Annotated in this window: 11 protein-coding genes and 1 pseudogene; 8 read left to right on the top strand and 4 right to left on the bottom strand. The window is 67.4% G+C overall.

Features of this window, described 5'->3' with window-relative positions; genetic code table 11:
- Nucleotides 1-315: 315 nt before the first annotated feature.
- On the top strand, nt 316-594 hold the full coding sequence (locus KBX37_RS23760) for a DUF5984 family protein (protein WP_210778122.1): 279 nt from the start codon (nt 316-318) through the stop codon (nt 592-594).
- Here KBX37_RS23760 and KBX37_RS36045 read toward each other — a convergent pair.
- Nucleotides 557-685 (bottom strand): annotated as a pseudogene (locus KBX37_RS36045) (IS110 family transposase); the annotation flags it as partial. The gene KBX37_RS23760 and the pseudogene KBX37_RS36045 sit on opposite strands and share 38 nt — an antisense overlap.
- A gap of 1,137 nt (nt 686-1,822) precedes the next feature.
- On the opposite strand from KBX37_RS36045, the gene KBX37_RS23755 reads away from it, so the two are divergent.
- The gene (locus tag KBX37_RS23755; RefSeq protein WP_210778121.1) at nt 1,823-2,242 is read left to right on the top strand and encodes a DUF2267 domain-containing protein; all 420 of its coding nucleotides are present in this window, start codon (nt 1,823-1,825) and stop codon (nt 2,240-2,242) included.
- A gap of 549 nt (nt 2,243-2,791) precedes the next feature.
- Here KBX37_RS23755 and KBX37_RS35680 read toward each other — a convergent pair.
- On the bottom strand, nt 2,792-3,193 hold the full coding sequence (locus tag KBX37_RS35680; protein ID WP_210778120.1) for a winged helix-turn-helix domain-containing protein: 402 nt from the start codon (nt 3,191-3,193) through the stop codon (nt 2,792-2,794).
- 215 nt (nt 3,194-3,408) lie between these two features.
- Between KBX37_RS35680 and KBX37_RS34750 the strand changes: the two genes are divergently transcribed.
- Nucleotides 3,409-3,603, top strand: coding sequence for a hypothetical protein (locus tag KBX37_RS34750; RefSeq protein WP_307849178.1), 195 nt, complete (start codon nt 3,409-3,411; stop codon nt 3,601-3,603).
- Between the two features lie 432 nt (nt 3,604-4,035).
- On the opposite strand, the gene KBX37_RS23745 is transcribed toward KBX37_RS34750, so the two are convergent.
- On the bottom strand, nt 4,036-4,461 hold the full coding sequence (locus KBX37_RS23745) for a site-specific integrase (protein WP_307849176.1): 426 nt from the start codon (nt 4,459-4,461) through the stop codon (nt 4,036-4,038).
- 21 nt (nt 4,462-4,482) lie between these two features.
- Here KBX37_RS23745 and KBX37_RS23740 point away from each other — a divergent pair, with 21 nt between their 5' ends.
- From KBX37_RS23740 to KBX37_RS34745, 3 genes are all read left to right on the top strand, one after another.
- Nucleotides 4,483-4,806, top strand: a complete 324-nt coding sequence (locus tag KBX37_RS23740; protein WP_210778118.1) for a creatininase family protein — start codon at nt 4,483-4,485, stop codon at nt 4,804-4,806.
- A 197-nt stretch (nt 4,807-5,003) separates the two neighbouring features.
- A complete protein-coding gene (locus tag KBX37_RS23735; protein WP_307849175.1) occupies nt 5,004-5,777 on the top strand; it encodes an aminoglycoside phosphotransferase family protein in 774 nt (257 codons plus the stop codon).
- Nucleotides 5,778-6,189: 412 nt separating this feature from the next.
- A complete protein-coding gene (locus KBX37_RS34745; RefSeq protein ID WP_247658759.1) occupies nt 6,190-6,393 on the top strand; it encodes a hypothetical protein in 204 nt (67 codons plus the stop codon).
- A 488-nt stretch (nt 6,394-6,881) separates the two neighbouring features.
- Here KBX37_RS34745 and KBX37_RS23725 read toward each other — a convergent pair whose 3' ends face one another.
- Entirely contained in the window at nt 6,882-7,280 is a 399-nt protein-coding gene (locus tag KBX37_RS23725; protein WP_210778117.1) for a helix-turn-helix domain-containing protein, read from the bottom strand.
- Nucleotides 7,281-7,390: 110 nt separating this feature from the next.
- On the opposite strand from KBX37_RS23725, the gene KBX37_RS23720 reads away from it, so the two are divergent.
- Together KBX37_RS23720 and KBX37_RS23715 are read left to right on the top strand one after the other, a co-directional pair.
- Nucleotides 7,391-8,308, top strand: coding sequence for an NADP-dependent oxidoreductase (locus KBX37_RS23720; RefSeq protein WP_210778116.1), 918 nt, complete (start codon nt 7,391-7,393; stop codon nt 8,306-8,308).
- 1,028 nt (nt 8,309-9,336) lie between these two features.
- A complete protein-coding gene (locus tag KBX37_RS23715) occupies nt 9,337-10,713 on the top strand; it encodes a CoA transferase (RefSeq protein WP_210778115.1) in 1,377 nt (458 codons plus the stop codon).
- Nucleotides 10,714-10,992: the final 279 nt, after the last annotated feature.

Below are 10,992 nucleotides of genomic sequence, written 5' to 3'. Positions count from 1 at the left end.
ATCAACCGGCTCAAGGGCAACCGGGCCGTAGCGACCCGCTTCGACAAACTCGCCGTCCGCTACGAAGCCACCGTTCACATCGCCGCGATCAACGAGTGGCTGTGACCGACTTCGACACAGGCCCTAGGAGGGTCGGGGTTCGGGGCGGAGCCCCGAGGTCTTCAGGATCCTGGTCGTCCCCACGTGTGGCGGGCCGGCCCGGCCGATGCCGGCCGGAGGTCGCCAGCAGGCCGGGGCCGGGCCGGCGCGGCCCGCTTGCGGGCCGCCTTGATCCTTAAGAGGTCCATTCGGCAACGCAACGCGGAAGGTGAGTGAGTGCTGCGATTTCAGTTCGAGCTCCGCCCGCTCGATGACGTGCCACCGTGGGGTGGCGACCGGCGGACGCTGCACTGGTTCGGGTTGACTAGCGGCTGGTACTGGATCGAAGCTGACGGGCACCAGCTCCTGCGATACGGCGAGCAGGCGGTACGCCGCTGGAACCTGAGCCGCCCCTACCCGGACTACTACGTCGCCCGGTTCTGGGAAGACCTCCTGGTTTTGCACTGGGCTGTGGCCCAGCCGATGCCTGCTGATGTCGTTCCTGCAGCGGGTTGATCGCATGCACCTGGTAACCGGCGGCGAGCACCGCCTGCACCCACGGGCCCCGGTCGGTCTCGATCCCGACCACCACCTGCGCCGGCTCATCGTTGGCACCGAAATGAACAAGTGCTCACGCCGACGCGGCGGGCACGACATCCCATCAGCGGTCCCGCCTCCCGACCACCGGCAGGGGCACGATCTGTCACTAGGACTGCAAGCGCGTCCCGCAACCGGGAGTGCTCACCGCCAGCGGCTACCGGACCCGAGTCTGCCGCAACCGACCCGGTAACTCTCATTAGCAACCGGTCGGCACGAGGATGGCCGCCGGCGGCCGAGCGCGGACAGTCGCCCGAGGTCGCATACGCGGACAGACCCCGCCGGACAAAGCGCCTAGAACTTGTAAGCGAGATGTCGCCACCTGGTTTCAGCGGGAGCGAGTCGATCAACCCGCTGGGTAGCCCGCCTATGATCGGCACGTGCTTCACTGGCGGCCGGGCACGGTCCGGGTTTTCTACGAGCTACCCATCTTCGTGCCTGTCGCCATTCAAGTTCGCGCCCATGACCTGATCGAGTCAGGCAGCTTCCGCCGGGCCGTGCGCGTGCTGCGGAAGCAAGCTCAGCTTGATCGATCCGAAGCCAAGGAGGCGGCGTCGCGTCTTCGATCCGGAGAGGTCCTACCGGATTTCCCACTGCCCGGTGGGCCTGATTTGGTCAGCCGAGTGCGGGATCTCAGGGTCAGCGGACGTCGCAAGGAAGCGATCTTTGCAGTCCGTTGCGAGCGCAACGTTGGCCCAGCCGAGGCTGAGTCTTTCGTCGACTCCGTCTAGCAGGAGCGCCGGGTGTGACGATGGCCCGGTAGCGGTAGAGGCGGCAAGGAAGCGGCGAACGCTGCGGCCAAGGCTGCGAAGCCGCGCCATTCAACCGCTGGCACCAGGCGAGAGGCAGCTTTGCTTGGCACCCGACCTCACCGGTCGACAGCCTGTGCCCGCTTCCCCCCAGCGGGGGTCGGAGCCTCGTCCCGACCTGATTGCCGTACAGCGCGGAAGTACAGCAACCCACCCAACCGCTGGAGCTGAGCCCAGCCGGCCAGGGCTTGTGACCTGCGCACGCAACCGCCAGCAACCGCCTTGCCGGCAATCCATAGCTTCAGGGCGACCCCGAGGACCGAGACCAGGTCGAGGAGGCCGTTTCACCGTGAGGGGCGCGGGTAGACGATGGCCTGGTCGGACGGGAGGCTTTTAAGGTGAATTACGCCGAATTCGTAGAGGTTGTGGCAAGGCGTGCTGGGGTGCCGTCGGAGAAGGCGGAAGCCGTCAGCCGTGCGACTTTGGAAACGTTGACCGACCGGGTCACTGCCGGTCAGGCGAGCAACATCGCCGAGCAGCTTCCGAGAGAGCTGCGGCAGCATCTGCACAAGACCACCACCGCTATTGGGTCGCAGAACGCCGAGCCGTTCGGACTGGACCAGTTTGTCGAGCGGGTGGCGAGACGTGCCGGGGTCGATGTGCCGATGGCCGATGCCGGTATGCGGGCCGTGCTCAGCACCATCGGTGAGGCCGTGAGCAAGGACGAGTTGGAGGACCTGGTTTCGCAACTCCCGAAGGAGTTCTGGGAGATCATTCAGGCCGGCGCGGGGGTCGAGGTCAGGCCGCGCGGCGCATAGCGGAGGGTTGCCCCAGCTCCGACTAGTTGTTGTGGCAGCCCACAGCCGCATGATCGTTCCTTTGTGCCGAAGAATCGCTGGCGCCCCGCGCGACCCGTAGGACGTGCCAGATCTGTGCCAGGTCGACAGGTCATGCCGGGGGGATTGACGGGGACTGACGGAGAGAGTGGATGGCTGGCCGCAGGTCAGCGCCACGCCAGGTCAGGAGAGTGCGGAAGATCCCCCCTGGCAGTGTGGGGGTCAGTCTTCGGGCGACCTCGCCGACCATGCGCGATGCACAAAAGAGGCCCCCGGGCGAACCGGGGGCCTCAGCGGTGTTACCTCAAGTGTCAGCAAGAGAACAACCGGAAAGGGAAACGCCCTCCAGGGCACCGCAAGACCCACGATAGAAGTGAAGATCCAATTCGGTGTTGTCCGAACGGAAACCGAGCAGCCAACCGAGCAGCCAAACCGGCGAACAGGCGCGGACGAGGGCGGACAGGGGCACCAGTTGGTGCGTGCCGAGTACGCGTGAGAGCAGGAGCCAGGAACGAACTCGTGATGCGTAGATCAGCGACCGACGCGGATGCGATCGGCGGGGTACAGCTCGCGGGAGCCGTCGGCGCGGAAGACGACCAGGACCGGGACGCCTTCGCCCATGACCAGCTCGCGACGCTCGGCAGGGGTGGGCATCCGGGCCGAGGCGGTGTCTCCCTTGAGTAGGGTCACCGTCTCGGTCGGCTCCATGCTGCGGACGAACGTACCGCGCGGGGGTTCTACGATCACGAGCCCTTCCGACCGGAGTAGCGAGATGGCCTGCCGGACGCTTGTCCGGCTCAGCCCATACTCCTGAGCCAGCCGCAGCTCGCTCGGCAGTGACGCGCCGGGCGCGAGGTCGCCGGACGTGATCCGGTCACGCAGTAGGTCGGCGAGCTGCCGGAACACTGCCCGATCCGCGCTGGGGTCGATCACGAATGTGAGCTACGTGTCCAACGGCTCTACAGATGATTGTATCTACAGACCTACGTATGTACCGCGGGTTGGCAGGTGCGGCGGCCGGATGACCAGCTACGGCCCGGCTGCCGTGCCGTCGAGCAGGCCGAGGGGAGATCCGCGGCGTGTCTCGTACGAGGAGTACCTGCTCGCTGTCGTTCCCTGCCGCGCCCGGCACCGGATTCCGATCAATCGTGGCCTCTGGCCGGGGGAGGGGGAGCGGTGAGCAGGCAATCCTCGCGGTTCATGTCCGAGAGGCTGACGGCACGTGCGCCGGTTGCCGGGCTTGGTGGTCGAGGCTCGCTCCGTACCCGTGCTGGCAGGTGGACTGGGCGACCAGCTGGCAGGCCCGGACGATCACGACGCGCTTCCTGGATGGTTCCCGGTGACCAACCACGGCCGGGTCATGCCGATCTGGAGCTGCGGCGGCTGCAACGCTCCCTGGCCCTGCCCCACCCGTCGGCGAGAGTCGCGCCCTGAGTTCGCCGACGCCCCCGTCTCCCTCGCCCTCTACCTCGGCGCCTACCTCGTCCAAGCCGCCGAAGACTTGACGTGGGTGCCAGCCGGCACACTGCATCGAAGGTTCCTCGGCTGGACCCGAGAGGCCGACGGGATGGCGCCAGCAGTACAGCAGCGAAGTACAGCAACCGTGCCAGCCGCACTGGACCGGGACGAGCCCTGCCAGGCCGGATGAGCTCTGACGACGCCTGATCCAACCGGCTCGCGACCGAAGAGGTCACTGGTTCGATCCAGTATGGCCCACCATCAATAAGGCAAGCTCAAGGCCCCTCAATCGAGGGGCCTTGACTCGTTTCTGAGGGTCAGTCGTTGCCCGGAGGCAGCGAGAAGGCAGCAAAGGACTTCAGCACCGGGCGATCCCGCTCAGCCGTGGAGTGCGTGTAGCGGTTCAACGTCGTCGACGTCTGCTCGTGCCCCATCACCTTCGCCACGTCGTTGATCGGTACGCCGTCGGAGACCAGCCACGTCGCGTAGGGGTGCCGCAGATCGTGGAAGCGCCATGCCGCCGGCAGGGCGGCACGTTGCAGGGAGGGCTTCCAGACCCGACTTCGGAAGGTCCCCCGACGGATCGCCTCACCCGTTCCCGTGGTGAAGACGAGCAGCTGCCCGTCGGTTCGGTAGACGCTCTCGTGCTCATTGAGCGCCTGCACCGCGAACGGTGGGATCGGTACCGAACGTCGACCCGCCTTCGACTTCGGGTAGGGCTTGATGCTGACCTGCCCCGACACCTCCTCGGCTACGGGCCCACGATGAGCCTGTACCCGCAAGGGCATGACTGGATCAAGGCCCGCACCGACGCCGGTATGGAAACCGGCAGCCACGACGACATGCACGCGGGCGAGCTGGAGACGTCGCTACTACTACACGTAGCCCCCGAACTGATCCGGGCGGGCAACGAGACCGCGGACTGGACGGCCGACCACCGGCCGCACCTCCTCACTCTCGGCATGGCGGCCTACACCACCAGCGGCGTCATCGGCCGACCCTCACTTGGTACCGCCGAGAAGGGCAAAGCCGCTCTAGACAGCCTCACCCGATCGTTCGGCGAACATCAGCGAAGCCTCGGCATCTGACCGGGCTGGCCGGACTGCCGGCGTGTGATCCGCAACTGATGCGCGACACGGCTCCGCCACGTGATGCGCGACAGCGCCATGAACCTAGGGGCACATCAGTGCGCCTCGGGACGTGCGGATCTAGCCGATGTGAGCGAGTCGGCCATGCGACCGGGCGGCGGGACGCGGTCAACTGGCGCAGTGCACGCAATAAACCGGTGACGTCGGTGGTCATCTCCGCGACACTGGCCGACGTGGAAGAGGTCGAGGTCGTCGTCGCCCATCACGAGCGCGCGACCGTGCGCGTCGGCGACGTGTTCCTGAAAGTCGACGCTGATCAGACTCGCACCGATGTCGAGGTCGAGGCGATGGCTATGGCGCCGATCCCTACTCCGGAGATCCTGTGGCGGAAGCCGCCCGTACTCGCGCTCGCCGCCCTCCCCGGGACGGCACTCGGCCGCCTCGGCGAGCCGTCGACCGCGTCTTCGGCGGCGTGGGCCGCGGCCGGTGCCGCCGCACGGATGCTGCACGACGCGCCGTTGCCGCCATGGCCCGGTCGCCGCCTCGACGAGTTGGCGTCGCGCCTCGACGGTGAATGCGAGTGGCTCGTCACGAACGGCGTCCTTCCCACCGACTTGGTCACGCGCAACCGCCGGGTTGCCGAGGCTGCGCTTCGGCCGTGGACTCCGGTGTTCATGCACGGCGACCTACAGATCGCCCATGTGTTCGTCGACGACGACGAGATCACCGGCGTGGTCGACTGGTCCGAGGCGGGCCAGGGCGATGCCCTGTACGACCTCGCCAGCTTGACGCTCGGGCACGAGGAGCACCTCTGCGACGTCGTCGCCGGCTATGGCACCGACGTCGACCTAGACGTCATCCGCGCGTGGTGGTCATTGCGAAGCCTGCTGGCGATCCGCTGGCTGGTAGAACACGGCTTCGACCCGGCCGCGCCAGGCTGCGAGGTCGACGTGCTGAAATCCCGGATGTGAGGCCGCACGAGCCCGCCTGCCACGAGTGCCGTACGTGATCTGCGTGTTGCGGTGCCGTTCGATCAAAGCCGATGAGCGGCACGTCGTTCCGCCCGCCGCCGAGAAAGCCCGTTGCGAGTGGCCGGCATCAGATGTCTGGTTGATCGGCCACCAATCCCGGGAGAGAACATGACGCGCATGTCGCTGCCCACGCCCACGCTGCACACCGCTCGCCTTCGCCGCCCACCTGCGCGGCATCGACGGCCCCGACGCCCACCACTGGCCCAACGACGCCCGGCTGCTGCGGGCCCTCGTCGCTCCAGGAGAGAACGACGTCGGACTGGCGCTGGAACGCTACGCCCGGCTGCCCGGATACGCCCCGTCGCCCGCTGGCTTCAACCGAGTACCCGCGCACGCCCCGAACCTCGGGGTGATGCTGGAACTGCTGCCCGCGGAGCGGCCCATCGAGTCGCTGATCCGGCTAGACCCGCACATCGCGCAGGTCGCCCGGTACATCGACGGCTTCTTCGGGTTCGACCAGTGGTTCCTCTTCGACACCCGTTGGGCGGCGGCCCACCCGGACCTGGCCCGTTCGCTGCTGCGCTACGCCGCTCACTGGGACCCATACGAGACATAGATTTTTGGCCTCCGGGTCCGTCGGAGGACGATGGCATCTCAGGCCCGGTAGTCTCGAGCCGTGGAGTTGCAGCTCGGTCGAGGTGATGGCTCCACCGGAGCTGTCCGAACCGACCCTGCACCGGTGAACCGGCTGACAATCGTGACCATGCTTGAGGCTGACGACTGGGCAGTGGAACTTCAGTCTCCTCTGTTCCTACGCCCTGGGCAGCATGTATGAATTGAGGGCGCAGTGGTCTTCGTTCGGCAGCTGGGTGGCGACGTGATCCGCTACGACGGGGATGGCTTTTGGCTCTGCGGGTAGTACCCTCCACCCGAAGTGTCAGGCTCTATCGGCATCCGGATCTGCCGAGTTGAGTGCGTTCCGGGCGGCCGCTCCGTCTCTTTCGCCAGCTCCATCGCCAGCCCGTAGATGACCTGGATCGTGGACGCATTTGGGATGATCCGCTCAACCGGTGACCGGGTCGGGAGGCCAGCGCCCACTGGACTTCATGATCGCGCGTCGAACTGGGCGCGGGCCTGAAAGACGCGATCCATGTGTGTCTCTGCCCAAGTCTTGATTGCGACCATCACCGGGAACAGGTCGTGGCCGAGCGGGGTGAGCGCGTAGTCGACGCGGGCCGGCACCGACGCGGTCACGGTGCGGGTGAGCAGACCATCGCGTTCCAGTGTGCGCAGGGTCTGGGTGAGCATCTTCTGGCTGACGCCGGCGATGCGGCGGGCGAGCTCGCTGTGCCGCTGCGGGCCGCTGGCGAGCGCCGCGATCACCAGCGCCGCCCATTTGTCGCTGAGCGTGGTCAGCAGTTCCCGGGTCGGGCAGCCCGCCAGGAACGCGTCATAGTCGCGTTTGGCCTGCTCTCGTCGTTGCCCAGCGGTCGTCGTCGCCATGTTCCACCACCTTTGCCGGTGCCCTAGGCACTTCCAGGTACCTACTTCCTCACAGTGCCCAAGGATACCTACCGTAATGGCGACCATGACATTGAGCGGAGGACACGGCGATGCGCGCAGTCAGCTATGCACAGTTCGGAGGGCCGGAGGTTTTGCACGTGGCGGCGGACTTGCCGGTGCCGGCGCCGGGGCCGGGGCAGGTGCGAGTACGGGTCGCCGCGTCCGTCGTGCACCCGGTTGACCTCATGATTCGCGCCGGTCGATTCCCGGCACCACTGCCGGCCGGGCTGCCGTATGTACCCGGCTGGGACGTGGTAGGCACGGTCGATGCGGTGGGTCCGTCCGTCGGAGATCTCACTGTGGGTGACGATGTCATCGGCTTCTCGCCCTGGCTGCGCACCACGGTCGGTGCCCACGCGGAGTATGTGGTCCTCGAGGCCGCATGGCTGACCGCCGCGCCCACCCGGATTCCCGCCAGCGAGGCCGCGACCCTGCCGACCAACGGCCTCGCCGCCGCCCAGGCCCTCGACCTGCTCGCGCTCCCGACGGGCTCGTCCGTGCTCGTCACCGGCGCCGCGGGGCAGGTCGGCGGATTCACCCTGGCGCTGGCCCGAGTCGCCGGCCTGCACGCCACAGGAATAGCGGAGGCTGACGACCGCGAGTTCGTCGAGTCGCAGGGCGCGGTGTTCGTGCCGCGCTCGGACGATCCGATCGCGGTAGCGGCGGACAGTTTCGACGCGGTTGTCGACCTGGCACTGATCGGCTCGTCCCTGATGGAACTGGTCAGGGACGGCGGCGGTTACGTGGCCGCCTCACCCCCGCTGCGCCCGGAGCCGGTGAGGGGAATCCGGACGTTCGCACTGGACGTGCTGCCGGACAGCACCCGGCTAGGCGAACTGGTGAAATTGGTAGAAAGCGGTGACATCCCGCTACGGGTCGCCGGTGTTTACTCCTTCGCCGACGCGGCAGCGGCCCACAACCGGCTGGCCCAAGGCGGCGTGCGGGGCGGCGTAGTGATCGTTCCCTAATCTGCCGCACTGGATCACCGCCCCAACACGCACTCTCCTGCCGCTGATATGGCGCGGCGTCCGTGAGCGCGCCTGGTTGACCGCCGGGCCGTGGGAGCAGGTCGGGAGCACTTGAGCCAACGGTCGCTGGCCGGGCGTCGGCGTCAGCCAAGGCCGCTCGGGCCAGCGGCTGCGATCCGCTAACGAACGACCTCCGGGGCCAGCCATCTCAGCCCGGCGGCAGCCGCCTGGTCACAAGCCCGGGATCCGGGGAGCAGGTTGGGAGCAACAGGGTGCACTGAAGGGCCTTCAAACTGCCCACAACGGCAACCAACGGCGCGCAACTGCACCCACCCGTGGCTGCGGCTTCTCGTTTTCGCAGGTCGGAGTCGGTGCAGCGTCCTGCTTCACACGGCGTGCTCCGCGGTCTTGCGCAGCAGGCGAAAGCTATCTATGTCGCCAGGCGGGGGAGTATGCGCTGGTCAGGGCGGTAAGGAGCTTGTTGTGTGGCCTGACCTTGCAAGTGGGAGCAGCCTGGGTGCAGGTGGCGAAGTGGTCACCGCGCCCGAAGTGCTCACCTGGGCCGAACAGTCCGGAAGGCTTTGACCTGCGGTGTTGCGGGTGAGCGGTCCGGCGTGACCTTCCAGAGAACACCGAAGTGGTCAGGGCGGGCTGCTCCCCGCATGGCTGGTACCGGCTGTCGTCCGGGGGCCGCTGACGCCATTCACGAGGGCCACGCTGCATCGAGGTACGGCTTTGGATCCGTCCTGGTGGCACCGGTCTGGGTCCCGGAAGCCGAGACACGATTCCCACCGGCAACCTTCTGAGCAGGGCTTCCTGCTAGCCGACCTTTTCAGCGGCCCCGTGGGTATCAAGATCCGGGACTTTCGCTGGTCACTCGGACGGCGTCCTCAACTGCCGAGACGAGGAGGTTCGTCGCGACGCTACCCACGACTGGAAGGGGGTTCCTCCTGACCCTGCCCGGCGGGTGAGCAACGGCACCCCCTCGTGGGCCAATCCAGGTCAGCAAGGGCCGGAAGGATGTCTGCATGGTGACTCTGTTGGACGGCGTCCTGGCAGACCTGGGGCTGATGAATATCGCTGGTCCCCGGCTGGCCGGAGATCCACAGCCTGCAGTACTGGCGTCACCGCTCGCTGTCGCTGAGTGCGCAACCGCGTCCGTGGCCGCCTGTCTCACGGCCGCCGCTGATCTGGCTTCTGCGCGCACCGGTCGGCGGCCTGACTTCGCGCTCGACACGCAGCATGTGGCGGCGGCGATGCGCAGCGAGGTCTGGCTTCGCGATGCAGACGGGCGGGGTATCGACGGCTTCGCTCCACTGTCCCGATTGTGGCGGGCTGCGGACGGTTGGGTGCGCACCCATGCGAACTACCCGTGGCATCGGACGGCTCTGCTGGCGGCCCTCGGTGTGAACGACGGGCGAGACGCCGACGTGCAGGCGCAGTTGGCTGACGTCATTGCCGCGCGCCCGGCGTTCGAGGTTGAGCGCGTCGTGTACGCCGCGGGAGGGCTGGCCGTGGCGGCTCGTACGCAGGCCCAGTGGCAAGCAGACAGCCAACGAGGCACGGCGGGGACGTCTCCGCTCGTGGGCATGGTGCCGCTCAGCCGTGGCTCGCTGCCGCTAGCCGAACCGGGCCAGTTTCCCGCGTCGGGGGTGAAGGTACTCGATCTGACACGGGTCATCGCCGGCCCCGTTGGCACCCGGATGCTGGGCGCGCTCGGTGCCGACGTGCTACGAGTCGACGATCCGCATCATCCGGAGTTGGCGCTGCACGCCGTCGACGGAGTGATCGGTAAGGCAAGCGCAAACCTGGATGCCAGCACGGCGAACGGCCGTCAAGCTCTGCATCGCCTTCTCGACCAAGCCGACGTTCTCGTGACCGGCTACCGGCCCGGAGCGCTGCGCCGTCTCGGTCTGGACCCTGACCAAGTTGCCGACCAGCACCCCGGCACCATCGTCGTCACGCTTTCGGCGTGGGAAACGGCCGGAACCTGGGGCACACGGCGCGGTTTCGACAGCCTGGTGCAGATCGCCACCGGCATCGGCTGGGCTACAAGCACCGATGGCATCCAACCCGGCGCGCTGCCCTGCCAACTGCTCGACCACGCCACCGGCTACCTCATCGCTGCTGGTGCACTGGCCGCACTGGGCCGACGCGCCCGCACCGGCGACGCCACCCACGTCTCTGTATCCCTCGTCAGGACGGCACGATGGCTGCTCGACCAAGGCAGCACGCCAGTCAGGCAGAGCGCGGGCGATGACCCGAAGCGCCAAGCCGACACCTACCGAACAGCACTCGGAAACGGGTGGAGCACGATCAGCCCACCAGGTCAACTCGATGGCCGCCCGCTGAGCTGGCCTCACCTACCACCCGCCTACGCTCAAGCGCCGCCCAACTGGAGCTGAACGCCCGCGGCCACCCTCTCTGACCTGCGCTGATGCGGACGGACGGGGCGGTGTGACCTCCCAGAGGAGACCGAAGTGGTCACCCGCCCCGCAGCCTCAGCGCTGAGCAACTTCAGATACCGAGTCGATGGCTGGGGCGCGCCGGCGATGCGGCCGTGACATAGGTGTGCGCCTCTGCGTGCCTCCCTCTATCAGTCCGGAGTCGTCCTGCTCTCTGGAAGATCAATCTCAGGTGCACCAGGCTGACCTGGGCCTCCTGCTTGGTGACCTCTTCGGCGC

This window comes from Micromonospora sp. U56, assembly GCF_018070095.1.
Taxonomy (GTDB): domain Bacteria; phylum Actinomycetota; class Actinomycetes; order Mycobacteriales; family Micromonosporaceae; genus Micromonospora; species Micromonospora purpureochromogenes.
This window is presented reverse-complemented; position numbering and strand designations above follow the sequence as displayed.